General features: G+C 72.5%; 10 protein-coding genes. 1 reads left to right on the top strand and 9 read right to left on the bottom strand.

What is annotated here, in order from left to right; all coding sequences use genetic code 11:
* Positions 1–8 precede the first annotated feature (8 nt).
* From FHS39_RS06660 to FHS39_RS06630, 7 genes are all read right to left on the bottom strand, one after another.
* Positions 9–15,434, bottom strand: a complete 15,426-nt coding sequence (locus FHS39_RS06660) for an SDR family NAD(P)-dependent oxidoreductase (protein ID WP_184347256.1) — start codon at positions 15,432–15,434, stop codon at positions 9–11.
* Positions 15,435–15,627: 193 nt separating this feature from the next.
* On the bottom strand, positions 15,628–15,903 hold the full coding sequence (locus FHS39_RS06655) for an acyl carrier protein (protein WP_184347249.1): 276 nt from the start codon (positions 15,901–15,903) through the stop codon (positions 15,628–15,630).
* Between the two features lie 56 nt (positions 15,904–15,959).
* Positions 15,960–16,988 carry a methyltransferase gene (locus FHS39_RS06650; protein ID WP_184347246.1) on the bottom strand — a complete coding sequence of 343 codons (1,029 nt, stop codon included), beginning with the start codon at positions 16,986–16,988 and terminating at the stop codon, positions 15,960–15,962.
* Between the two features lie 57 nt (positions 16,989–17,045).
* Positions 17,046–18,830 carry a non-ribosomal peptide synthetase gene (locus tag FHS39_RS06645; RefSeq protein WP_184347244.1) on the bottom strand — a complete coding sequence of 595 codons (1,785 nt, stop codon included), beginning with the start codon at positions 18,828–18,830 and terminating at the stop codon, positions 17,046–17,048.
* Positions 18,830–19,669: a hypothetical protein gene (locus tag FHS39_RS06640; RefSeq protein WP_184347242.1), complete on the bottom strand. Its 840-nt coding sequence runs from the start codon at positions 19,667–19,669 to the stop codon at positions 18,830–18,832. The genes FHS39_RS06645 and FHS39_RS06640 overlap by 1 nt, the downstream gene beginning before the upstream one ends.
* Positions 19,670–19,761: 92 nt before the next feature.
* Entirely contained in the window at positions 19,762–20,541 is a 780-nt protein-coding gene (locus FHS39_RS06635; RefSeq protein WP_045933059.1) for a thioesterase II family protein, read from the bottom strand.
* Positions 20,542–20,549: 8 nt separating this feature from the next.
* Positions 20,550–22,043 (bottom strand): amidase, encoded by a 1,494-nt coding sequence (locus tag FHS39_RS06630; protein WP_184347239.1) that lies wholly within the window; start codon positions 22,041–22,043, stop codon positions 20,550–20,552.
* Between the two features lie 193 nt (positions 22,044–22,236).
* Here FHS39_RS06630 and FHS39_RS06625 point away from each other — a divergent pair, with 193 nt between their 5' ends.
* Positions 22,237–23,154 carry an AIR synthase related protein gene (locus FHS39_RS06625; protein WP_246469977.1) on the top strand — a complete coding sequence of 306 codons (918 nt, stop codon included), beginning with the start codon at positions 22,237–22,239 and terminating at the stop codon, positions 23,152–23,154.
* 62 nt (positions 23,155–23,216) lie between these two features.
* On the opposite strand, the gene FHS39_RS06620 is transcribed toward FHS39_RS06625, so the two are convergent.
* Both FHS39_RS06620 and FHS39_RS06615 read right to left on the bottom strand, forming a co-directional pair.
* Complete coding sequence (locus tag FHS39_RS06620) at positions 23,217–24,356, bottom strand: Fic family protein (protein WP_184347237.1); 1,140 nt, start codon at positions 24,354–24,356, stop codon at positions 23,217–23,219.
* 27 nt (positions 24,357–24,383) lie between these two features.
* Positions 24,384–25,739: an MFS transporter gene (locus FHS39_RS06615; RefSeq protein WP_343069400.1), complete on the bottom strand. Its 1,356-nt coding sequence runs from the start codon at positions 25,737–25,739 to the stop codon at positions 24,384–24,386.
* Positions 25,740–25,910: the final 171 nt, after the last annotated feature.

Genomic DNA, 25,910 nt, shown 5'->3' with positions numbered 1-25,910 from the left:
CCGCGTCATCAAAAGTCAGAGTCAGCGAGCGCCATCTCGATGAGGCTCTCGGCATCCATTGCGTCGATCGACTCGCTCGCGCCTGCCGCGCCGTCCTCCGGCGCCTCGGGCCCGGCGTCGCCGGGCTTGTGGCCCGCGAGTTCAAGCAGCGTGTCCAGCAGGCCGGAGTCACGGAGACGGGCCAGCGGGATGGAGAGCAGTGATGCTCGTACGCTCTCCTCGTACGCGGCGCCACCGGTTCCGTCACCGGAGTCCGCCGTCGGAAGCACTTCGTCGAGCAGGAACGCGGCGAGTTCCTGCGGGGTCGGGTAGTCGAAGACGAGCGTCGCCGGAAGGCGGACGCCGGTCTCGGCCCCCAGGCTGTTGCGGAACTCGACCGCCGTCAGCGAGTCGAAACCGAACTCCTTGAACGGCTTGTCGGACGACACCGTGTGCTGCTCGGTGAAGCCGAGCACGGCCGCGACCTGCCTGTTGACGATCTCCAGCACCGCCCGCAGCCGCTCGGAGGCGGGCAGGGCGGCCAGGCGCGCGGCCAGGCCGCCTGCGTCGCCGCCCGTGCCGCCGTGCGCGGCGGCCGCCCGGCGCACCGGGCCTCGGACGAGCGACCGCAGCAGCCCCGGCACCTCGCCGCCGCCCGCACGCACCAGCGCCCGTACGTCGAGCCCGGCGGGCACCAGCAGCGCCCGCCCGGTGCCGGCCAGGGAGGCATCGAGCAGCGCCAGACCCTCCTCGGCCCCCAGCGGACGGACGCCGGAGCGCGCCATGCGCTCCACGTCCGCGTCGCTCAGCTCGGCGCCCATGCCGCCCGCCTCGGGTGCCCACAGGCCCCAGGCCAGGGAGACGGCCGGGAGGCCGGCGGCGTGGCGGTGGGCGGCGAGGGCGTCGAGGGACGCGTTCGCGGCTGCGTACGCACCCTGGCCCGCGCCGCCGAGCACACCGGCGGCGGAGGAGAAGAGGACGAACGCGTCGAGCGCGGTCCCGGCGGTCAGCTCGTGCAGGTGGTGCGCGGCCCCGGCCTTCGGCGCGAGGACCCGCGCCGCCCGCTCCGGGGTGAGGGAGGCGATGGTGGCGTCGTCGACCACGCCCGCCGCGTGCACGACGGCCGTGACGGGATGCGCGGCCAGCAGAGCGGCCAGCGCCCCGCGGTCGGCGACATCGCACGCCGCCACGGTCACGGTCGCGCCCGCGGCCTCCAGCTCGGCGGCCAGCTCGGCCGCACCCGGCGCCTCGGCGCCTCGGCGGCTGGTCAGCAGCAGGCTGCGCACACCATGGCGGTCGACCAAGTGCCGGGCGGTGAGGGCGCCCAGGCCGCCCGTACCGCCGGTGATCAGCACGGTGCCGCTGGTGAAGGCGGCTTCCTCGCGGTGGGTTGCGGCGACCCGGACCAGGCGGGGGGCGAAGTACTCCCCGTCGCGCAGGGCCAGTTCGGCCTCGTCGAGGGTGGGCAGTGCCGATGCCGTTGCCTCGTCGGCGGGCTCCGCGTCCCGGTCGAGGATCACGATGCGGCCCGGGTGCTCGGCCTGCGCGGCTCGTACGAGCCCCCACACCGCCGCCTGGCCGAGATCGGTGACGTCCTCGCCCGGCAGCGCGGCGACAGCGCCGTGCGTCACGATCAGAAGGCGCGCATCGCCGTCGAGGTGCGCATGCAGCTTCTCCAGCGTGGCGGTCACGGCCTCCTCTACGGACGTGCCTGCCGGGCAGTGGAAGACCTCGGTCGCCTCGGTCGCTGTCGCGTCCTGCTTGACCTGCACCCAGTCCAGGCCGAACAGCGCATCGTGCCGCTGTCCTGCCGTCTCCGCATCGGAGAGTGCGCGCAGGGTCAGCGATCCGATGGACGCCACCGGTGCGCCTGTGGTGTCGGCCAGTTGGATCGCCACGGGCCCGTTTCCGGCGGCTCGGGTGACCCGGACGCGCAGGGCGGTGGCGCCGGACGCGTGGAGGGAGGCACCGGCCCACGAGAAGGGGAGTTCGGCGGTGGAACCGCCGTCGGCCGCGTCGTCCGCGTCGTCCAGGAGTGCGATGGAGTGCAGGGCGGCGTCGAGGAGGGCGGGGTGGATGCCGAAGCCGGTGGTGTCGGTGCCGTCGGGCAGGGCGATCTCGGCGTAGACCGCTTCGCCGTCGCGCCAGGCGGCGCGCAGGCCCTGGAAGGCGGGTCCGTATTCGAGGCCGAGCGCGGACAGCTCCGCGTACAGCCCGGTGACGTCGACTGCTTCGGCTCCGGCGGGCGGCCAGGCGGCCGGCTCGAAGTCGGGCTTGTCGGCCTCGGGGGCGAGCACGCCGTCGGCGTGCCGCGTCCACAGCTCGTCCTCGGCGCCTTCGGCCCGCGAGTGCACGGTAACCGTGCGCCGCCCGTCCGCACTGGCCTCGCCGACCTGTACGCGCAGGTCGACGGCGCCCCGCTCGGCGAGCACCAGCGGTGCCTGGAGCGTGAGTTCTTCGACGGCTGCGCTGCCGACGTGGTCGGCGGCGCGGATGGCGATGTCGAGGAGCGCGGCGCCGGGCACGATGACGGTGCCGGAGACGGCGTGGTCGGCGAGCCAGGGGTGGGTGCTCAGGGAGAGGCGGCCGGTGAACACCACGCCATCGCTGTCGGGCAGTTCGATCACGGCGCCCAGGAGCGGATGCTCCGCGGACGCCTGCCCGAAGCCTGCCGCGTCACCGCTTCCGGTGGCCGTGTCGGCGAGCCAGTAGTGCTCGTGCTGGAACGCGTACGTGGGCAGATCGACGATTCGGCTGCCGGTGCCGTTGTAGAAGGCGTTCCAGTCGACGGTGACGCCGTGGGTGTGCAGGCGGGTGAGGGCTTCGACGGTGGTTCGGGGCTCGTTGTGGCTGCGGCGGGTGGTGGGGATGAGTGCGGCGTCGGTGGTCTCGGCGGCCATGGCGGTCAGGACCGCGTCGGGGCCGAGCTCGACGAACGTGGTGACGCCCTGCTCCTCCAGCGTCTTCACGGCATCGGCGAAGCGGACGGCCTCGCGGACGTGCCGGACCCAGTAGGCGGGGTCGGACAGCTCGTCCACCGTCGCAGGCTTGCCCGTGAGCGTGGAGACGATCGGGATGCGGGGCTCGGAGTACGTCAGCTCGGCTGCGATCCCGCCGAACTCGGCAAGCATCGGCTCCATGTGAGCCGAATGGAATGCGTGGCTGACCGTGAGGCGCTTGGTCTTGCGGCCCTGAGAGGTGAAGTGCGCAGCCAGGGTGTCGACGGCCGCCTCGTCACCGGAAACCACCACGGACATCGGCCCGTTGACGGCAGCGATGTCGACACCGTCGACCAGCTGGGCGCGGACCTCGGCCTCGGTCGCCTGGATCGCGGCCATCGCGCCACCCGAGGGCAGCTGCTGCATCAGACGGCCACGAGCCGCCACCAGCAGAGCGGCGTCCTCCAGCGACCACACACCCGCCACATACGCCGCAGCAAGCTCACCGATCGAGTGACCGGCCAGCACGTCAGGACGCACGCCCCACGACTGCATCAGCCTGAACAGCGCCACCTCAATGGCGAACAGACCCGGCTGAGCAAACTCGGTCGTGTTCAGCAGATCGCCGTCGGAGAAGACAACATCCTTGAGCTGACCACCAAAGGCTGCACACACCTCGTCAAACGCCTCGGCGAACACCGGGAACGCCTCGTACAACTCGTGGCCCATGCCAACCCGCTGGCTGCCCTGCCCGGTGAACAGGAACGCCAACTGCCCGCTGTTCGCCACCGCCTGCACCGTGCCCGGCAGTCGCTCGCCCTCGGCGAGGGCCGTCAGGCCCGCCAGCAGGTCGGCGCGCTTGGCGGCGACCACACCGGCGCGGTGGGGGAACGCGGCCCGCGTCGCGGCCAGCGAGTGGGCGAGGCAGGTGGTGTCCAGGGCCGGGTTGGCGAGCGCGTAGTCGCGGAGCCGGATGGCCTGGGCCCGCAGGGCCTCCGGCGTCTTCGCCGACAGGACCCACGGCACCACCGGGAGCTGAGGGCCCAGCGTGTCGTCCGTGGCGTCGGCGGCGGCCGGAGCCTCTTCGACGATCACGTGGGCGTTGGTGCCGCTGATGCCGAAGGAGGACACGCCTGCTCGGCGCGGGCGCTCTCCCGCCGGCCAGGCCTGCGCCTCGGTGAGGAGCTCGACGGCCCCTGCCGACCAGTCCACGTGGGTGCTCGGGGCGTCCACGTGCAGCGTGCGCGGCAGCTCTTCGTTGTGCAGCGCCAGCACCATCTTGATGATTCCGGCGACACCGGCCGCGGCCTGCGTGTGCCCGAGGTTCGACTTCACCGAACCCAGCCACAGCGGCCGCCCGCCCGGCCGCTGCTGCCCGTAGGTGGCGAGCAGTGCCTGGGCCTCGATCGGGTCGCCGAGCTTCGTGCCCGTGCCGTGCGCCTCGACCGCGTCGACGTCGGCGGCCGTCAGCGAGGCGCTGGCGAGTGCCTGGCGGATGACGCGCTGCTGCGACGGGCCGTTGGGGGCGGTGAGGCCGTTGCTGGCGCCGTCCTGGTTGATCGCGCTGCCGCGGACGACCGCCAGTACGCGGTGCCCGTTGCGGCGGGCGTCGCTCAGCCGCTCCAGCAGCAGCATGCCCGCGCCTTCGCCCCAGCCCGTACCGTCCGCGGCCTCCGCGAACGGCTTGCAACGGCCGTCGGGAGCCAGACCGCGCTGGCGGCTGAAACCGACGAAGGTCTCCGGGGTCGCCATGACCGTCACACCGCCGGCCAGTGCCAGCGAGCACTCGCCGTTGCGCAGGGCCTGCGCGGCCATGTGCACAGTGACGAGGGAGGACGAGCACGCCGTGTCGACCGTGACGGCCGGCCCCTCCAGGCCGAGCGCGTACGAGACGCGGCCGGAGGCGACGCTGCCGGAGCTTCCGGTGCCGAGGTAGCCCTCCAGGTCGGCGGGGTAGCTGTTGAGGCGGATGCCGTAGTCGTTGTACATGACGCCCGCGAACACGCCCGTGGCGCTGCCGCGTACGGCCGCGGGGTCGATCCCGGCGCGCTCGAAGGCCTCCCAGGACGTCTCCAGCAGCAGACGGTGCTGCGGGTCGGTGGCGAGGGCCTCGCGGGGGCTGATGCCGAAGAATCCGGGGTCGAAGTCGGCGGCCTGGCCGAGGAAGCCACCGTGCCGGGAGTACGTCTTGCCGACGGCCTCCGGGTCCGGGTCGTAGAGGCCGTCCACGTCCCAGCCGCGGTCGGTCGGCAGCTCGCTGATCGCGTCACGGCCGGCTGCCAGCAGTGCCCACAGTTCTTCGGGCGAGTCGACTCCGCCGGGGTAGCGGCAGGCCATGCCGACGATGGCGATGGGGTCGTCGTCCGTCGCCTTGCGTACGGCCACGGCGGCCGTGCCGGGTGCGTCGTCCTCGGTGCCGATGAGCTCGGCGAGGAGGAAGTCCGCGACGGCGGTGGGCGTCGGGTAGTCGAAGACCAGCGTTGCGGGGAGGCGGATTTCGGCCTCGGCCCCGAGGCGGTTGCGGAACTCCACGCCGGTGAGCGAGTCGAAGCCCAGCTCGGTGAAGAGCCCGTCCACCGAGACCTCGTGGGGGCCTGCGAACCCGAGGACTTCCGCGATGTGCTTCCGGGTGAGTTCGAGCAGACGGGCGCGGCGCGCCTCGCCGGGCAGGGCGCGCAGCCGGTCGGCGAGCGATTCGGCGCCCGTCGTGAGGGCGGCGTGCGCGTTGCGGCGCGTACGGGACCGTACAAGGCCGCGCAGCAGGGCCGGGGTTTCGCCGGCCTGGGCGCCGAGGGCCGCCAGGTCGAGCCGGAGCGGCACGACGTGCGCGTGCTGGGCGCTCAGCCCGGCGTCGAAGAGGGCCAGGCCCTGCTCGGCACCGATCGCCAGCACCCCGGCGCGGGCCATGCGGTCCAGATCGGTGTCGGTGAGGGTGGCGCCCATGCCGCCGGCCTCGGGTGCCCACAGTCCCCAGGCGAGGGAGGTGGCGGGCAGGCCGAGAGCGCGCCGGTGGGTGGCGAGGGCGTCGAGGTAGGCGTTGGCGGCTGCGTAGTTGCCCTGCCCTGTGCCGTCGAACGTGGCGGCGGTGGAAGAGAAGAGGACGAATGCGTCGAGGGAGCGGTCGAGGGTCAGTTCGTGCAGGTGGCGGGCGGCGTCGGCCTTCGGCGCCCACACGGAGTCCAGATGGGCCGGGGTGAGACCGGTGACGGTGGCGTCATTGAGGACACCGGCGGTGTGGATGACGGCGGTCAGGTCGGGGATGCCGCCGAGGAGGGCGGCCACGGCCTGCCGGTCGGAGATGTCGCAGGCGCTGATGGTCACAGCAGCCCCGGCGGCTTCCAGCTCCGCCCGGAGCTCCGCGGCACCGGGTGCGTCCGAGCCACGGCGGCTGACCAGATGCAGGGTGCGCACACCGTGCTCGGCAACCAGATGCCGGGCAGTGAGCGCGCCCAGACCGCCCGTACCGCCGGTGATCAGCACAGTGCTGTCGTGACGCCACGGACTGGCGGCCTCGGCAGGAACCGTACGGGCCAGGCGGGCGGCGAAGTACACACCGCCCCGCAGCGCCAGCTCCGGTTCGCCGCACGCCAGTGCAGCAGCTGTATCGACATCATCCGCATCGGTGTCGAGGAGGACGATCCGGCCGGGGTTCTCCGCCTGCGCCGAGCGCAGCAGACCCCGTACCGCGGCCTGCTCCAGCACGGCCACACCATCGCCGGCCCGCACGGCCACCGCACCCCGCGTCACGGCCACCAGACGACCGTCCGAGCCGTCCGCCAGCCACTCCTGCACGTAAGCGAGCGTGGCAGCCAGCGCCCCCGGACCCTCCGGAACCGCGAACACCACTCCATCCACAGCGCCGTCCCCGGCAGAGACACTCTCCACCGCCACCCACTCCACGTGGAAGAGGGAGTCGTGCAGAGCAGCCGAGGTGGTGGCGAGGTCGCCGGAAGCGACCGGACGGAGGACGAGCGTGCCGACGGTGGCCACAGCCGCGCCCTGGCCGTCGGCCAGCTGGAGGCTGTAGCCCGATTCGGCGGGGGCGACGCGGACGCGCAGGGCAGTGGCGCCCGTCGCGTAGAGGGTGGCATCGCTCCAGGAGAAGGGGAGTTCGGCGGTGGAACCGCCGTCGGCCGCAGTGTCGAGGAGAGCGATGGAGTGCAGGGCGGCGTCGAGGAGGGCGGGGTGAAGCGCGTAGCCGTCGGTGTCGGTGCCGTCGGGCAGGGCGATCTCGGCGTAGACCGCGTCGCCGTCGCGCCAGGCGGCGCGCAGACCCTGGAACAGCGGCCCGTACTCCAGGCCGGAGGCGGCCAACTGCTCGTACAGCCCGTCGGTGTCAACGGTTTCCGCCCCTGCGGGCGGCCACGCCGACAGCTCGAAACCTGCCTCCGACGCGTCCGCCGCCAGCACGCCTTCGGCGTTCTGCACCCACGGCAGCCCCACGCCTTCCGGGCGGGAGTGGACGGTGACCTGGCGACGCCCGTTACGGTCCTCGTCGCCGACCTGTACGCGCAGAACGAGCGCGCCCTGCTCGCCCAGGACCAGCGGCGCGTGAAGCGTCAAGTCCTCCAGCGACCCGCAACCGACCTGGTCACCGGCGCGCACGGCAATCTCGACGAGTGCGGCGCCGGGGAGGATGACGGTGCCGGAGACGGCGTGGTCGGCCAGCCAGGCGTGGGTGGAGAGGGAGAGTCGGCCGGTGAACAGCACGCCATCGCTGTCGGGCAGTTCGACCGCCGCACCGAGCAGCGCGTGCTCTGCGTCGGCAAGACCGGCAGCCTGCACATTGCCCGCGGATGCGGCCTTCTGCGGCCAGTAGGTCTGGTGCTGGAAGGGGTAGGTGGGGAGGTCGAGGGTGGTGGGGGTGGTGCCGAAGTAGGCCGCCCAGTCGACGGTGACGCCGTGAGTGTGCAGGCGGGTGAGGGCTTCGACGGCCGTACGGGCCTCGTCGTGGCCGCGACGGGTGGTCGCGATGAGCACGCCGTCCGTGGTCTCGGCGGCCATGGCGGTCAGCACCGCATCCGGGCCGAGCTCGACGAATGCGGTGACGCCCTGCTCCTCCAGCGTCTTCACTGCGTCGGCGAAGCGGACGGCTTCGCGGACGTGCCGGACCCAGTAGGCGGGGTCGGACAGCTCGTCCGCCGAGAGCGCCTTGCCCGTCAGCGTGGAGACGATCGGGATGCTGGGGGCGGAGTACGTCAGCTCGGCTGCGATCTCGCCGAACTCGGCGAGCATGGGCTCCATGTGGGCCGAGTGGAAGGCGTGGCTGACGGTGAGGCGCTTGGTCTTACGACCCTGGCCCGTGAAGTGGGCGGCGAGGGCGTCGACGGCGGCTTCATCGCCGGAAACCACCACGGAGGTGGGCCCGTTGACCGCAGCAATGTCGACACCGACGACCAGCTGGGCGCGGACCTCGTCCTCGGTCGCCTGGAGCGCGGCCATTGCGCCACCGGCGGGAAGCTGCTGCATCAGCCGGCCACGCGCCGCGACCAGCTTGATCGCGTCATCCAGCGACCAGACACCGGCCACATACGCGGCGGCAAGCTCGCCGATGGAGTGCCCGGCGAGGACGTCGGGGCGCACGCCCCACGACTGCATCAGCTTGAACAGCGCAACTTCGACCGCAAAGAGTGCGGGCTGGGCGTACTCGGTGGTGTTCAGCAGATCGCCGTCACCGAAGACAACATCCTTGAGCTGACCACCGAACGCCTGGCACACCTCGTCGAAAGCCTCGGCGAACACCGGGAACGCCTCATACAGCTCACGCCCCATACCAACCCGCTGGCTGCCCTGCCCGGTGAAGAGGAACGCCAGCTGACCGGAGTTCGCCACCGCCTGGATCGCGGGTTGCTCCAGCCCCGCCAGCAACTCATTGATGTCACGACTCACCACCGCAGCCCGGTGCGTGAAGGTGGTTCGTGACATCACCAACGCGGCCCCGACGGCAGCCGGGTCCAGCTCCGGGTTCGCCGAGACGAACGCCCGCAGCCGCTCAACCTGAGCCGCCAGTGCCTCCGGCGTCTTCCCCGACAGCACCCACGGCACCACCGGAACAACAGGCGTCTCCACGGCCTCAGAGACCTCAGGCGCCTCTTCCACAATCACGTGCGCGTTCGTGCCGCTGATGCCGAACGACGACACACCCGCCCGCCGCACCCGCTCACCCGCAGGCCACTCCCGGCCCTCGGTCAGCAGCTCAACGGAACCCGCAGCCCAGTCCACATGCGAACTCGGCGCATCCACACCCAACGTCATCGGCAACTGCTCATTCCGCAGCGCCAACACCATCTTGATGATCCCCGCGACACCGGCCGCAGCCTGCGTGTGACCCAGGTTGGACTTCACCGACCCCAGCCACAGCGGCTCACCGTCAACCCGCTCCTGGCCATACGTCGCCAGCAGCGCCTGCGCCTCGATCGGGTCACCCAGCCGCGTACCCGTACCGTGCGCCTCCACCACGTCGACATCCGCCGCCGACAAACCACCCGCGCCAAGCGCCTGCCGGATGACCCGCTGCTGTGCAGGACCGTTCGGCGCCGTAAGGCCGTTGCTGGCACCGTCCTGGTTGACCGCGCTGCCCCGGACCACCGCCAGCACGCGGTGCCCATTGCGCTGCGCATCGCTCAGCCGCTCCAGAACGAGGATGCCGACGCCCTCGCCCCAGCCCGTACCGTCCGCAGCCTCCGCGAACGGCTTGCAACGACCGTCCGCAGACAGACCACGCTGACGGCTGAAGTCGACAAACGTGTCCGGCGTCGACATGACCGTCACACCACCCGCCAGCGCCAGCGAGCACTCACCCGTGCGCAGCGCCTGCGCGGCCAGGTGCACCGCGACCAGCGAAGAAGAGCACGCCGTGTCGACCGTGACCGCCGGGCCCTCCAGGCCGAGCGCGTACGACACACGGCCGGAGGCGATGCTGCCGCCGACGCCCATGAAGCCTTCGGTGTTGCGGTGCGCCGACTGCTCCAGGACGGTCGAGTAGTCGTTGTACATGACGCCCGCGAAGACACCCGCGTTGGTGCCGCGCACCGAAGCCGGGTCGATGCCGGCCCGCTCGAAGGCCTCCCACGAGGTCTCCAGCAGCAGCCGGTGCTGCGGGTCCATCGCGAGTGCCTCACGCGGGCTGATGCCGAAGAAGCCGGGGTCGAAGTCGGCCGCGCGCTCCAGGAAGCCGCCGTGCCGCGAATACGTCTTGCCCACCGCGTCCGGGTCCGGGTCGTACAGACCCTCCACATCCCAGCCACGGTCGGACGGGAACTCCGAAATCCCGTCCTCGCCCGCCGACAGCAACTCCCACAGGCCCTCCGGCGACATCACGCCACCCGGATACCGGCACGCCATGCCCACGATCGCGATCGGCTCGTCCGTGGCGGCGGCCGTTCCGCCGCCGCTCGTCGGCGAGGTCGCCACCGGGGCGTCCGCGCCCAGCAGTTCGGTCAGCAGGAAGTCGGCCACCGCGACCGGTGTCGGGTAGTCGAAGACGAGCGTCGCGGGCAGGCGCAGGCCGGCCTCGGCGCCCAGGCTGTTGCGGAACTCGACCGCCGTCAGCGAGTCGAAGCCGAACTCCTTGAACGGCTTGTCCGCCGCGACCGCCTGGGCGTTCGCGAAGCCGAGCACGTCGGCGACGTGGCGCCGGACGAGGTCGAGCAGCGCGCGCTCGCGCTCCGCCGTGGCCATCCGGCTCAGGGACTCCGCCCAGCCGAAGCCCGACCCGGACCCGGAGCCCGCTCCCCCACCCGCGGCCGCCTTGCGGACCACGGTGGGACGGGTGAGGCCGCCGAGGACGGAGGGCAGGGAGTTGAGCCGGGCCCGCTGCTCCAGCGCGCCCCGGTCGAAGGCGACGGGCAGTACGTGCGCGTGGGCGCCGGCGAGTGCGGCGTCGAGCAGGGCGAGGCCCTGTTCGCGGCCGATGGCCAGGATGCCCGTACGCGCCATCCTGTCGACGTCGGCGGACGTCAGCTCGGCGCCCATGCCGCCGACCGACGGGTCCCACAGGCCCCACGCGAGCGACACGGCCGGGAGGCCGGAGGCGTGGCGGTGGGCGGCGAGGGCGTCGAGGTAGGCGTTGGCGGCCGCGTAGGCCCCCTGGCCGGAGCCGTCGAAGGTGCCGGCGGCCGAGGAGTACAGGACGAAGGCGTCGAGGGACAGGCCCAGGGCCAGCTCGTGCAGGTGCCGGGCAGCGTCCGCCTTGGGAGCCAGGACGCCCGCCACGCGCTCGGCGGTGAGGGAGTTGATGGTGGCGTCGTCGACGACACCGGCCGCGTGGAAGACGGCCGTGACCGGGTGCTCGGCCAGCAGAGCGGCCAGCGCCTCGCGGTCGGCGACATCGCACGCCGCCACGGTCACGGTGGCGCCCGCGGCCTCCAGCTCGGCGGCCAGCTCGGCCGCACCCGGCGCCTCGGCGCCTCGGCGGCTGGTGAGCAGCAGGCTGCGCACCCCGTGCTCGGCAACCAGGTGCCGGGCCGTGAGCGCACCGAGACCACCCGTGCCACCGGTGATCAGCACGGTGCCGCGGTCGAGGGCGACGTCGCGTCGTTCGGCCGGGGCCACGCGCACCAGGCGCGGGGCCAGGAGGGCTCCGTCGCGGACGGCGAGCTCCGCCTCTCCGTACGCGGGCGCGGCGGCCGGAAGGGTGTCGTCCGCCCCGAGGTCGGCGAGCACCAGACGGCCCGGGTGCTCGGCCTGGGCGGCTCGTACGAGCCCCCACACCGCCGCCTGGCCGAGATCGGTGACGTCCTCGCCCGGCAGCGCGGCGACAGCGCCGTGCGTCACGACCAGCAGGCGCGCATCACCGTCGGCCGCCAGGTGGGTGTGCAGCTGCTCCAGCACCGCGGCGACGGCCTCCGCCGCCTCGGCGTGGCGGGGAACGTCGAGGGTGACGACGGTCTGCTCGTCCGACGCGTCCACGCCCTCTGCCGCGGAGACGGGCGTCCAGTCGATCCGGTACAGGTCCCGGTCGTACGAGCGTCGCAGGGTGCCTTCGGCGACGGGCCGCAGCGCCAGGGCGCCGATGGTGGCGACCGGGGCGCCGTCGGCGTCGGCGAGGTGCAGGGTGTGCCCGCCGGTGGTGGGCGCGATGCGCGTACGGAGCACGGTGGCGCCGGTGGCGTGCAGGGTGACGTCGCTCCAGGCGAAGGGCAGCTCGGCGGCCTCGCTCGCGTTTCCGGCCAGTGCGATGCCGTGCAGGGCGGCGTCGAGGAGGGCGGGGTGCAGACCGAAGCCCGTGGTCTCGACGTCCTCGGGCAGGGCGACCTCGGTGTAGAGCTCGTCGCCGACGCGCCAGGCGGCACGCAGGCCCTGGAAGGCGGGACCGTACTCCAGCCCGCCGCCGGCCAGCCGCTCGTACAGACCGGACAGCTCGACGGCCTCGGCGCCCGCGGGCGGCCACGCGGCGAGGTCGAACCCGGCCGAGGCGGCAGCCCCGTCCGTGCCCAGCACGCCTTCGGCGTGCCGGATCCACGGCTCGCCGTCCGTGTCCTCGACGCGCGAGTAGACGACGGCGTTGCGGCCTTCGGTGACCTGCACGCGCAGGACGACGGTCTTGTCCTCGGGCACGACCAGCGGCGCGTGGAGCGTCAGCTCCTCGACCGTGGTGCAGCCGAACCGGTCCCCCGCGCTGACCACGATCTCGACCAGCGCGGCACCTGGGACGACGACCGCGCCGGAGACGACGTGCTCGGCCAACCAGGGGTGGGCGTCGAGGGAGAGGCGGCCGGTGAACAGCACGCTGTCGCTGTCGGGCAGTTCCACCGCCGCGCCGAGCAGCGGGTGACCCGCGTCGGCGAGGCCGACGGCGGCCATGTCGTACCGGTAGGAGGCGGCGTCGGCGTCGAGCCAGTAGGTCTGGCGCTGGAAGGCGTACGTGGGAAGGCCGACAGGAGCGGCGGTGGCGACACGGCCGAAGTAGGCCGCCCAGTCGACGGTGACGCCGTGGGTGTGCAGGCGGGTGAGGGCTTCGACGGTGGTGCGGGCTTCGTCGTGGCCGCGGCGGGTGGTGGGGATGAGGGCGGCGTCGGTGGTCTCGGCGGCCATGGCGGTCAGGACCGCGTCGGGGCCGAGCTCGACGAACGTGGTGACGCCCTGCTCGTCCAGCGTCTTCACGGCGTCGGCGAAGCGGACGGCCTCGCGGACGTGCCGGACCCAGTAGGCGGGGTCGGACAGCTCGTCCGCCGTCGCGGGCTTGCCGGTGAGGGTGGAGACGATCGGGATGCGGGGCTCGGAGTAGGTGAGCTCGGCTGCTATCTCGCCGAACTCGGCGAGCATGGGCTCCATGTGAGCGGAGTGGAAGGCGTGGCTGACGGTGAGCCGCTTGGTCTTGCGGCCCTGGGCGGCGAAGTGCGCGGCGACCGCCTCAACGGCCGCCTCATCGCCCGAAACCACGACGGACGTCGGCCCGTTGACGGCAGCGATGTCGACACCGTCGACCAGCTGAGCCCGAACCTCATCCTCGGTCGCCTGGATCGCAGCCATCGCCCCACCGGCAGGCAGCTGCTGCATCAGACGGCCACGCGCCGCGACCAGCTTGATCGCGTCATCCAGCGACCAGACACCGGCCACATACGCGGCGGCAAGCTCGCCGATGGAGTGCCCGGCGAGGACGTCGGGGCGGACGCCCCACGACTGCATCAGCTTGAAGAGCGCAACTTCGACCGCAAAGAGTGCGGGCTGAGCGAACTCGGTCGTGTTCAGCAGATCGCCGTCACCGAAGACAACATCCTTGAGCTGACCACCGAACGCCTGGCACACCTCGTCGAAAGCCTCGGCGAACACCGGGAACGCCTCATACAGCTCACGCCCCATACCAACCCGCTGGCTGCCCTGACCCGTGAAGACGAACGCCAGCCGGCCGGTACCCGCCACCCCCTGGATGGCAACCCGCTCAAGCCCGGCCAGCAGCGACTCACGGTCCGCGCCCACCACAGCCGCCCGGTGCGCGAAGACCGAACGCGAAGTCGCCAGCGCAGCACCCACCGCAGCAACATCCAGCGACGCATCCGCCTCAACGAACGCCCGCAGCCGCTCGACCTGAGCCGCCAGCGCCTCCGGCGTCTTGCCCGACAGCATCCACGGCACCACCGGAACCACAGGCGTCTCCGCGGCCTCAGCGGCCGCAGGCGCCTCCTCCACGATCACATGCGCATTCGTCCCACTGATGCCGAACGACGACACACCCGCCCGCCGCACCCGCTCACCCGCAGGCCACTCCCGGCCCTCGGTCAGCAGCTCAACAGCACCCGCAGCCCAGTCCACATGCGAACTCGGCGCGTCGACGTGCAGCGTGCGCGGCATCCGCTCGTTCCGCAGCGCCAGCACCATCTTCATGATTCCCGCGACACCGGCCGCGGCCTGCGTGTGCCCCAGGTTGGACTTCACCGAACCCAGCCACAGCGGCTCGCCATCCGTCCGCTCCTGGCCATACGTCGCCAGCAGCGCCTGCGCCTCGATCGGGTCACCCAGCCGCGTGCCCGTACCGTGCCCCTCCACGACGTCGACATCCGCCGCCGACAGACCACCGGCGGTGAGCGCCTGCCGGATGACCCGCTGCTGCGACGGGCCGTTCGGCGCCGTCAGCTGGCTGCTCGCACCGTCCTGGTTGACTGCACTGGCCCGCACGACCGCCAGCACCCGGTGACCGTTGCGCTGCGCATCGCTGAGCTTCTCCAGCACCAGGACGCCGACACCCTCGCCCCAGCCCGTACCGTCCGCAGCCTCAGCGAACGGCTTGCAACGACCGTCCGCAGACAGACCACGCTGACGGCTGAAGTCCACGAACGTCTCGGGGGTGTGCATCACGGTCACGCCGCCCGCCAGCGCCAGCGTGCACTCGCCGTTGCGCAGGGCCTGGGCGGCCAGGTGGACGGTGACCAGCGACGACGAGCACGCCGTGTCGACAGTGACCGCCGGGCCCTCCAGGCCCAGCGTGTACGAGACGCGGCCGGAAACGACGCTGGCGGCGCTGCCGTTGCCCAGGAACGCGCCCAGGTCGTCCGGGACTTCGTGGATGCGCGAGCCGTAGTCGTGGTACATGACGCCCGCGAAGACGCCCACCCGCTTGCCGCGGGCCGTCGCGGGGTCGATGCCCGCGCGCTCCAAGGCCTCCCACGAGGCTTCCAGCAGCAGCCGCTGCTGGGGGTCGGTGGCAAGGGCCTCGCGGGGGCTGATGCCGAAGAATTCGGCGTCGAAGTCGGCGGCGTCGTGCAGGAATCCGCCTTCGCGGGAATACGTCTTCCCCACCGCGTCCGGGTCGGGGTCGTAGATTCCCTCCACGTCCCAGCCGCGGTTTTCCGGGAATTCACTGACGGCGTCGCGGCCTTCGGCGAGGAGTTCCCAGAGTTCTTCCGGCGTGGTGACACCGCCGGGGTAGCGGCAGGCCATGCCGACGATGGCAATGGGTTCCCGCTGCTTGTCCTCCTCCTCGCGGAGGCGCCGCTTGGTGTCCCTCAGTTCTGCGGTTGCCCGCTTGAGGTAGTCGATGAGCTTCTGTTCGTTCGCTGCTTTCGACTCGTTCGACACGTGGTCCACCTCATGGGGAAGAACTGGGAGGAAGAACTGGAGGAATTACCTGGATTCGCTTCCAGCACGCTATTTCGCCTCCCTCTCCCCAACCACCCCTGCCGACCCCCTAAGGCGGCCAGGGGTGCGGACATGCGTAAGGGCACGTCGGCCCGGGGGCCGGCCGACGTGCCCGTACAGCTGGGTTGCCCCCTCAGGCGGCCGTGCCGGCCGCCTGAGCCGTGAGGCCGGACAGGACGCGCCACAGCGAGCCCGGCGTCTCGAAGGTCTCCATGGCGAGGGCGTCGTCGGTGAACTGCACGCCGTAGGCGTTCTCGAGCTCGATGAGCAGGTCGACGATGCCCAGCGAGTCCAGGCCGTTGTCGCGCAGGTCGAGGTCGGCGGTGAAGGGGGTGCCTTCGGGGAGGAAGGTCAGGTAGGGACGGAGGATGGATTCCAGCCGGTCGTCCCACGTGGACGGCGTTGACATGAAGCGGGGTTCCTTTCGCTGGGCTAGCTGGGCCGGTCGTAGCGGGATCGGCGGGGTCAGTCCCGCGCCAGCACGCACTCGACGACGCTGTGCTCGGTGGACAGGTTCTTGATCGACCGCACCTCGAATCCGGCCTCGGCCGCCTGCTTGCGCATGTCGTCCTCGGAGCGGATGCGGGTGCCCTCCTCGCAGACGACCATCTGGAAGAGCGAGCGGATGGCGGAGGCGTTGTCGTGGCCCAGCAGCGGCTCGATGACGAAGAGGACGGGCTCGGGGGCCAGCCCCTCCGACTCCTCGACCGTGCGCTCCATGGCCTTGCGCACGGTCTGCATGATGCGGACGCTGCTCTCCGGGCTCCAGTTGTGGAGCACGTTCTTCAGGAAGTAGGCGTCGCCGCCGCTCGGCACCTCCTCGAAGAAGTCCGACTCGGCGAAGGACAGCCGGCGGCCCATGTCCGGGTCGCCCTCTTCGGCGAGCTGCTTGGCGCCGCGCTCGGCGACGTCGGCGCGGTCGGCGACGACGCCCTCGATGTCGGAGTGGGCGCCGAGGATGCCCTTGAGGAGGTGGCCGGTGCCGCCGCCGACGTCGATGACCTTGCGGATGCGGGAGAAGTCGAAGTCGCGGGCGAGCTCGACAGCCGCGGGGCGGGTGATGTCCGCCATGGCCTTGTCGTAGACCTCGCCGGCGTCGGTGTCCTTGTCCATGTAGGCGTAGATGGAGCCGCCGTACTCGGAGCGGGAGGCGGGCTTGCCCGTCTTGACGGTGGTGAGCAGGTCGCGCCAGACGTCGTAGTACATCTCGCCGCCCAGGACGCACCAGTAGCGCATCGACTGCGGGTGGTCGTCGCGCAGCTGCTGGGAGAGGTCGGTGAGCTCGAAGGTGCCGTCCTCGTTTTCCTTGAAGGCGCCGACGATGCCGAGGACGCGCAGCAGGTAGAGCACGCCGTCGGGGTGGGAGTCGGTGAGCTCGGCGAGTTCGGCGGGGGTCTTGGGGCCGTCGGCGAGCTGGTCGGCGATGCCGAGCCGGGCGGCGACGCTGAGCGACCGGGAGATCCATCCCATGCCGGCGAGCTGCAGAAGCTGCATTGTGTTACCTCTCCTTGAAGAGTCTTGGCCGCATCTTGGCTGTCTTGGCTGTCTTGGCTACGAAGTGGGCAGGGCCGCTTCGAGCCGCCGTACGGTCCGGTGGTCGACCACGTCCTGCAGGCTGAACCGCACGCCGTGGCGGCGTGCCTTGTTGGCGATCTGGGCCGCGCCGAGGCTGGTGCCGCCCAGGGCGAAGAAGTCGTCGTCCACGCCCACGCGCTCGGTGCCGGAGAACTGACCGAACAGCTCGCACAGCAGCGACTGCACCCCGTTCGCGGGGGCGTGGTACTCGGTGAGGGCGGCGAAGCGGGGTGCGGGGAGTTCCTTGGTCTCCAGCTTGCCGTTGGCGTTGAGTGGGAGGTCGTCGAGGGCGAGGAAGGCGCTGGGCACCATGTAGTCGGGCAAGGTCTCGGCGGCGTACGAGCGCAGCGCCCGCTCGTCCGGAGCAGCGCCCTGAGTGACCGGCACGACGTACGCGACGAGGTGGGTGTCCGGACCCTCGCGGTGCACCGTGACGGCGACGCGGCCGACGGCCGGGTGGCGCAGCAGCGCGGACTCGATCTCGCCGAGTTCGACGCGGTAGCCGCGGATCTTGACCTGGCCGTCGAAGCGGCCGAGGAATTCGAGGGAGCCGTCGGGGGTCTGCCGTACGCGGTCGCCGGTGCGGTACATCCGGGAGCCGGGGGGACCGTAGGGGTCGGCGACGAAGCGTTCGGCGGTGAGGGCGGGGCGGCGGAGGTAGCCGCGGGCGAGCTGGCCGCCCGCGATGTAGAGCTCGCCGGTCTCGCCGGGGGCGACGGGGCGCAGGTCGGGGCCGAGGACGTGCAGGCGGGTGGCGTGCGTCGGGTGTCCGATGGCGACGGCTCCGCCGGGGACGGTGTCGCCGGGGCGGATGAGGTGGACGCAGCAGCCGACCGTGGCCTCGGTGGGCCCGTATTCATTGACGACCGTGACGCCCGGGTTGGCCTTGCGGAAGGTCTCCACGACCTCGGAGAGCAGCAGTTCGCCGCCCACGACGAGTTCGTCCGTGGGGGACGATTCGGCGGGGAGGGTGGCGAGGAGCGCCATGTGGGAGGGGGTGACCTTGAGGAAGGCGGGGCGGGTGCCGGGGTCTTCGAGGGTGGCGATGTTGATGCTGCCGCCGCTGGTCAGGGGCGCGTGGAGCGTGGTGACCGTCATGTCGAAGGCGACGGAGGAGTGGAGCAGGACGCTGCCGCCGGTCGCGGGGTAGGTCGCGCGGGCGTAGGCGAGGTAGGCGGCGAAGGGGCGGTGCGGGACGACGACGCCCTTGGGGGTGCCGGTGGAGCCCGAGGTGTAGATGACGTAGGCCGGGTGGTCCGGGTGCAGGGGTGCGCGGCGGTCGGCGTCGGCCGGGTCCGTAGCCGGGCGTGCTGCGAGGTGGCGGGCGGTCTCGGGGTCGTCGAGGAGGACGGTGGGGGTGCCGCCGGAGCGGGTGCCCGCGGTGGTGACCATGAGGGCGGGGCGGGCGTCGCGCATCATGAACGCCAGCCGCTGGGGCGGGTTGTCGAGGTCGACGGGCAGGTAGGCGGCGCCCGCCTTGAGCACCGCGAGGAAGGCCACTACGAGGTCGGCGCTGCGGCGCATGCCGACGGCGACGAGGTCTTCGGGGCCGATGCCTTCGGCGATGAGGTGGTGGGCGAGCCGGTTGGCGCGCTGGTTGAGCTCGGTGTAGGTGAGGCGGGTGGCGCCTTCGGTGACGGCGGTGGCGTCGGGGGTGCGGCGTACCTGCTGTTCGAAGAGCTCGGGTACGAGCGGCTCCGGCGCGGGTGCATACGCCGTCGGTACGGGCGTGGCCATGCTGGGTTCGGTGGCGAGCGTCATCACTGCCTCCCCGCGTGTGCGGTGCGTGCTGCGCGGCCCGCGTCGAGGAGTCCGGCCAGGGCGCGGGCGGTGGCCGGGTCGCGCAGCAGGTCGTCGTGGGGGGTGTCCTGGCGGAGCTCGCGGCCGACGGGGTGGGCGGGGGCGGAGGTGGTGAGGGCGGTGGCGGCGGACCAGGCGGGGAGCGGGTCGAGCGTGGTGGCGGCGGTGAGGTAGCCGACCAGGGAGTCAAAGGCTCCGGCGAGTTCGTCGCGGATGTCGTCGTCGAGTTCGAGGCGCTCGGCGGCGGTGCCGACGGCCGCGGTGAAGACGGCGGCGAGTTCGGCGCCGGCGGCGGGCAGTTCGCCGTCGCCGTAGCGGGCCTCCAGGTGCTGCCCGGCGGCGTGGAACTCCGCGAGCTCCTCGGGGGTGAGGAGGCCGGCCAGGGTGTCGCCCGCGGCGTGGAAGTCGTGGTAGAGCCCCGCAGTGTTGGGCAGTTCGGGGTCGAAGAGGAGGAGCTGGGGGGCGTCGTGCTGCCATTCGGCGATGCGCTCGGCGAGGGCGGCGGCGTGGACGGCTCCGGCGCAGTAGCCGAGCACGGCCTCCACGTGCCGTCCGCTGTCGCGGACCTCGCCGAGCCACCAGTCGAGGTACGCGCCGCCGTCGCGGGCAACGTCCGCGTCGGCCGGCGGCGGCACGGACGCCCAGACGGTGGCCGCCGTGTGCGGGGCGAGAATGCCGGCCAGGTCGGCGAACTGGGCCTGGCCGCGGCCACTGGTGGTGAAATCGACCGCGAGCGTCAGCCCGTGGCCGTCGCCGCCGTCCTCGTCACCGCTCAGCGTTTTCCACGCTATTCGACTCACCGTCATTCCCTTCTACCGCTTTGCCGCTTTGCCGCGTTCACGCTAAAGGGGGCGCAAGAGTGTGCAGACCCCTAGCGGGCCCCCTTCCACCCCTATCCGGTGGTGATGCGGTTCTTGATTTCCTCGATGACCTCGGCGGGCCGGTCGGCGAGGTAGAAATGGCCGCCACCGGGGAATATCCGCAGCTCGCATTCGGCCGTGGTGTGCTCGTTCCAGGCTTTTGCCTCGTCGAGGCTGGTGGTCGGGTCGTCGTCGCCGACGAAGACGGTGACGGGACTGTCGATCCGGACGCCGGAGTCGGCGCGGTAGGTCTCGACGGCCTTGTAGTCGTTGCGGATGGCGGGCAGCGCCATCCGCATGATCTCCTCGTTGCCCAGCACCCGGGAGTCCGTGCCGCTGAGCCTGCGCAGCTCGGCGATCAGGCCGTCGTCGTCGCGCTTGTGCACCTGGTCGGGGCGGGTGCGGGAGGGGGCGCGGCGGGCGGAGGCGAAGAGCCGGGCGGGGGCGGGCAGTCCGGCGGCCTGGATACGGCGGGCGACCTCGAAGGCGACGGTGGCGCCCATGCTGTGCCCGAAGAAGACCAGCGGCCGCCCGGTGTCCTCGGCGTAGGGCCGCAGGTCCGCGAAGACGCGGTCGGCGAGGGCGTGGACGCTGTCGACGAGCGGCTCGGCGCGCCGGTCCTGGCGGCCGGGGTACTGCACGGCGAGTACGTCGACGTCCGGTGCCAGGGCTCCGGCGACGGGGAAGTAGAAGCTGGCGGATCCGCCCGCGTGCGGGAAGCACACCAGGCGCGGGGCGGTGGGCAGTGCGCTGTGGTAGCGGCGGATCCAGGGGCTGTTGGCGGTGGCCGGGTCGGCCGTGGCGGCGGTCATCGTTCTCCTCAGGCGGGAAGGTCGGGCAGGAATCCGAAGAGCATGGAGGTGAGTTCCCATTGCCCGGCGAACTCGACGATCTCGGATTCGTCGATGCTCAGGCCGAGTTCCCGCAGGCTCGTGGCCAGCCATTGCACGGTTTCGGGCTTGCCGGGCGCGCCCTGCGGCACGGCGACGGCGGCGGGTGTCGCGCCGTGGTCCGGCTCGGGCGGGCGACGCAGGTGCCGGTCGTCGCTCCGCTGGTAGGCGTCGGCGACGGCGGCGAGCGCGAAGTCGGTGCCGGGGGCCCCGGCGAGCTGGAGGGACAGGGGCAGTCCGTCGCCGCCGAAGCCCATGGGCAGGGCGATGGCGGGGAAGCCGACGGCGCTCCACAGTCCGGGCAGCCAGGAGACGTGCTGCAGGGCGGCCGCGTCGTCGTAGCGGGGGGCGGTGGTGGGCCAGGTGGGGGTGGCGATCGCGTCGATGCCGCGCATGCGGGCGCGCAGGTTCTCCGCCCCCCAGGCCCGTACGCGCTGGGCGTGGACGTAGACGGGGGCGCCGACGAGGCCGCCGAGCACCGCGGTGCGGCGGAAGGGGCGCCCGTAGTCGCCCCAGCGCTCGCGCAGTCCGGCGCCGTGCAGCTCGTACGCCTCGGCGAGGAGGGTGACGAACTGGGCGGCAAAGAGCGGGTAGAGCTCGGGGAGGTCGAAGTCGACGGTCTCGGCGCCGAGGGCGCGCAGTTCGGTCAGGGCCGTTTCGAAGGCGGCGCCGCAGTCGTCGGTGAGCTGGCCCGATTCCGTCAGGGCGCGGCGGGGCACGCCGATGCGGACGCCGCGCAGGTCGTCGCGCCAGGCGGGGGCGCCGGCGGGGGCGTCGGCCATGACGGCGAGGGCGGCGGCCGCCTCGCGGACGGTACGGGCGAGGGGGCCGACGACGTCGAGGGTGCGGGCGAGGGGGCGGGCTCCGTCGGCGGGGACGAGGCCGTGCGTGGGCTTGATGCCGGTGACGCCGCACAGGGCGGCGGGGATGCGGATGCTGCCGTTGGTGTCGGTGCCCAGGCCCACGTCGAACAGGCCCGCGGCGACGCCGGAGGCGCTGCCGCTGCTGGATCCGCCGGTGAAGCGGTCGGTGTCCCAGGGGTTGCGGGGAACGGGGAAGGGCAGGGCCGGGTCGGGGCGGCCCAGGGCGTGCTCGGCGAGCGTGGTCTTACCCAGCGGCACGGCTCCGGCGGCCCGCAGCCGTGCGACGGCCGTGGCGTCACGGCCGGCCCACCACTGTGCGTCGTGCACCCGGCTCTGGCAGGTGGCGGGGGCCTCGCGGGTGGCGATGACGTCCTTGATGCCGAGGGTCACGCCGTGCAGGAGGCCTTCGGCCGGGCCCTCATCCAGGTGCGCGGCGGCTTCGGCCGCCTCCGCGTCGAAGCGGCGCAGGAACACCCCGAGCCCGGGGTCGAGCCGGGCGGCCCGGCGCTGCGCCTCGGCCACCCGGGTGCCGACGCCGACGTCCGTCGTTGCCGCCGTCATTGCCGCTCCTTCGCTAGGGTTCCGGTCTCCCGAGACTAGGTACGGCTCCGGGCCGGGAGTCCCCCTTGGCGACCCCCTAGCGCCCCCTGAATGCGCACCCCGGCAAGGGAGTTGCCAGGCCCGCCCGCGGCTACCGTTTGCAGCGTTGACCGGGCTCGTTCGACCTTCGGGCCCGTTGCGATGGGGGGTCGTCATGGTGGACCGGACGGAGCAGGTCGCGCTCTCCGACGACGGGACGGGGCGGCTCACGGCCTTGATGGAGGACGTGCTCGCCGACGCCTACGCGCCACAACCGGCCGCCTTGCCCGGTCCCTTGGCGATCCGGACCGACTCCTGCACCGTCGACCCGCCGTTCTTCGGCAACGGCGACATCGGCCGGCTGGCCGTCTGCCACACGGTCAACGGCCTGGCGGCGACGGGCGCCGAGCCGCGCCTGCTGACGCTCGCGGTGGTGGTGGAGGCGGGCCTGCCGCTGGCGTTGCTGCGGCGGACGGCCGCGTCCGTACGGGACAGCGCGCGGGAGGCGGGCGTGACGGTCACGGCCGTCGACACGCGGGTGGTCCGGGCGGGGGAACTGGACCGGCTGACCCTGTCCGTCACGGCACTGGGCGCGGCGGCCCCTCCCCCGCCGGGCGCCCGGCCGGGTGACCGCATCCTGCTGACGGGCCCGGTCGGCGACCACGCGGCCCACATCCTGTCCCTGCGCGCGGGCCTGGGCTACGAACACCACGTGCCCAGCGACTGCGCCCCGCTGCCGGGCCTGCTGTCGGCACTGCGCACTGCCGTGCCGCCGGATGCGGTACGGGCTGTCCTGCCGGTGACGGACGGGGGCCTGGCGGAGGCACTGCACCGGATCGACGGCCGCGTGGACGGCGTGATTCCCGTGCGCTACGAGACCCAGGTGGCACTGGAGGCCCTGGGCGTGGACGTGCTGGATGCAGCGTGTGCGGGGGTCTGCTGCGTGGTGGTGACCCCGGAGGCGGTGGGGTCGGCACTGACGGCACTGCGCTCACACCGATACGGGCGGGGGGCGGCGCTGATCGGCGAGGTGGCGGGGGTGACCGGGGGCGCGCAGGGCCCGGCCGGCGACGGTCCGGTGCGGCTGCGGTAGGCGCCCGCAGCGACAACCGGCCGCCAACTCGCTCCAGGGAACGCCGCTGGCGGGCGAGTTCGCTACGCCGAGTACGGGTTGGTGATGGTGTGCGGCCGCTGTGCCGTGGCCAGTACGTTCTGTGGGAACGCGGGGCCGGCCACGTAGTAGCGGCCCTTGGTCTGCCCCACCGCGGTCAGCAGCCCGGACCTGGTCAGGGCCTGCATGTCCCGCGTCGCCTGCTGCGTATTGATGGCCTCGGCCTTCTCGTAGCGGGAGCGGCGGACGCGGCCCGTCATCGCCACCTCGTGCAAGGCGGTCACCTGCCGCTCCGTGATCCCACCCGCCTCGGCCGCCTCCATCAGCTGCATCCAGCACTCGTTGGACCGGTCGACCCGGCGCTGCACCCGCTGGGCCTGCTGGTGATAGGCGAGGAGATTGAACTTGATCCAGGGCAGGGTGTCGCGCTCGGGTGACCACACCGGCCCGCCGACCTCGCGGAGCACTTTGTAGTACTCCCAGGTGTTGCCCGGCATCCCCAGCCATTCCTCGATCGAGGAGAACTCGGGGGCGAGGACGCCGCCGCGGGCGATGAGAAGGGTCTGGAGCGAGCGGGACATGCGGCCGTTGCCGTCGGACCACGGGTGGATCTTGACCAGGTTCAGATGCGCCATCGCGGCACGGATCAGGACGTGGCTGTCGAGATCGCCCCCGTTGAGCCAGGCGACGAGTTCGGCCATGAGGCCGGGGACCAGCTCCTGGTCCGGCCCCTCGTAGTCGGTCGCGAGCTCGTCGCCCGGGGCCGTGATGCGAATGGAGGTCTTGCGCCACTGACCGGCTGTCTTGATCGGGTGGTGATGCCCCTGGAGCATCCAGTGCAGACTGTTGAGCAGTTCCTTGCTGTAGTAGAAGTCGGCAACGTCGTGAAGGGACTGGATGTAGGTCATGGCCTGCTGATAGGCCAGCGTCTCCGCCTTGTTCTCGTCACTGGCCTCGACGTCGCGCTCGCCGTCCATCAGGTCCGCGACGTCCTTCGCATCGACCCGGTAGCCCTCGATCGTGTTCGACGCCGCGATAGCACTCGCCGTCAGCGCCTTGCGCAGGTCCTGGGTCCACTTCATCGGGGCCTGCTGCACCGCATGGCGCAGCTGGTCCCGCATGGCGTCGACCTGTTCCAGGACGTCGAGGTCGACCGGCTCCAGGCGTGGCGTTCCGTACAGCATGCGTCAATGATACCCGCTTCCTATCATTCACGCACCGGCGTCCGGGGCGACTCGGCCCACCGACTCCCCCCGGTACCCCCGCACCAGCCCCACCGCCGCCCCCGTAGCCAAGGCCGGTAGCAGGGCCATGCCCACCAATACGCCCAGTTCCGTCGTCGACGTCTGGTGTGCGGCCAGGCCCGTCGCCGACGGCTCGTAGCCGAAGGTCTGCAGGACGATGCCGTACGCGAACGGGCCCAGCGCCAGGCCCACCGTTTCGACCGTTGCGAAGACGCCCGAGAAGACGCCCGCCTGTCGGCGGCCGGTGCGGGTCGTGTCGTCGGTGGTGCACTCCGGGAGCATGGCGTAGAGGAAGAGCAGCTGGCCCGCGTGGCCCGTGCCCGCCAGGGCCATGACGGCCAGGACGGCGGCCGTCGGCAGGACGGGGGCGAGGAGCAGCAGCAGGCAGCCGGCGATGAAGAGGCCGCAGGCCGCGTTGTAGCCGGCGCGGTTGCCCGCGCGGGTGCCGAAGCGGGACCAGAGGCCCACGGTCAGCAGGTTGGGGGCGACGAAGGCCGCCACGACCAGGCCCGTCGCGTCCTTGTCGTGCAGGACGTGCTCGCTGAAGTACGGCGCGCCCACCATCAGGCACCCCGTGGCCAGGGACTGCACGACGACGCAGCGCAGCAGCGCCATGAAGGGCCGGTTGCCGCGCGCCACGGCCAGTTGCCGTCGCAGGCTCGGCTCGCTGGGCAGCACCGGCCCGCCCCGCACCCGGCCCGTGCCGAAGAAGACGCCGAGCGCACCGGCGGTCACGACGAGAGCGCCGAAGACGCCGACCCAGCGGTGGCCGGCGATGCCCCCGCCGCCCGCGTCGACCAGGGCGGGCCCCGCCGCGCCCGCGACGAGCGCGGCGACGCCGATGCCCGCGACCCGGCCGCTCACAAGGCGGATGCGGTCCGCGTGTTGGGTGGTGAGCTCGGCGGGCAGCGCCGCGTACGGGACCTGGAAGAAGGCGTACGCGGTGGCCGTCAGGAAGAAGCCGGCTGCCGTGAACCAGGCCCCGGCCCCGCCCCGCGCCGGTCCGGCGAACATGAGGGCGAAGGTGAGGGCGACGGCGAGGCCGCCGAAGAGGACGTACGGGCGGCGGGCGCCCCACCGGCCGCGCGTGCGGTCGCTGGCCCTGCCGACGAACGGGCCGAGCAGCGCGTTCCACACCTTGGGCAGCAGGACGACCGTACCCGCGAGCGCCGCGCCCACGCCGAGCGTGTCGGTGAGGTAGGGCAGCAACAGCAGCCCCGGCAGGGTGGTGAACATGCCGGTGACCAGCGAACCCGCCGCGTAGCCGAGGCGCAGCCGACGTGGCGGCCCGGCGGGGGGCGCGGCGGTCGGGGAGGCAGTCACCGGGGCTTCTCGCGCGTCTACGGCCATGCGGCCGAGCCTGTCAAGGGCCGGGCGTGGCCGATAGTCCGGGATTCTCCCTGCATGACGGGCGGGCGGGACTTGCTGTCGTGCAGCTTCCGGACACGGTCGAGCGCTTGGTCCGGTCCATGGCCGCGCGGCAGGCTGCCCGAC

This window comes from Streptomyces olivoverticillatus (assembly GCF_014203555.1).
GTDB lineage: Bacteria > Actinomycetota > Actinomycetes > Streptomycetales > Streptomycetaceae > Streptomyces > Streptomyces olivoverticillatus.
This window is presented reverse-complemented; position numbering and strand designations above follow the sequence as displayed.

Bases quoted from the DNA above. Each gene is read 5' to 3' on its own strand.
- FHS39_RS06655 (WP_184347249.1), bottom strand. From the start codon at position 15,903: ATGTCAACGCCGTCCACGTGGGACGACCGGCTGGAATCCATCCTCCGT.
- FHS39_RS06650 (WP_184347246.1), bottom strand. From the start codon at position 16,988: ATGCAGCTTCTGCAGCTCGCCGGCATGGGATGGATCTCCCGGTCGCTC.
- FHS39_RS06645 (WP_184347244.1), bottom strand. From the start codon at position 18,830: ATGACGCTCGCCACCGAACCCAGCATGGCCACGCCCGTACCGACGGCG.
- FHS39_RS06635 (WP_045933059.1), bottom strand. From the start codon at position 20,541: ATGACCGCCGCCACGGCCGACCCGGCCACCGCCAACAGCCCCTGGATC.
- FHS39_RS06630 (WP_184347239.1), bottom strand. From the start codon at position 22,043: ATGACGGCGGCAACGACGGACGTCGGCGTCGGCACCCGGGTGGCCGAG.
- FHS39_RS06625 (WP_246469977.1), top strand. From the start codon at position 22,237: ATGGTGGACCGGACGGAGCAGGTCGCGCTCTCCGACGACGGGACGGGG.
- FHS39_RS06620 (WP_184347237.1), bottom strand. From the start codon at position 24,356: ATGCTGTACGGAACGCCACGCCTGGAGCCGGTCGACCTCGACGTCCTG.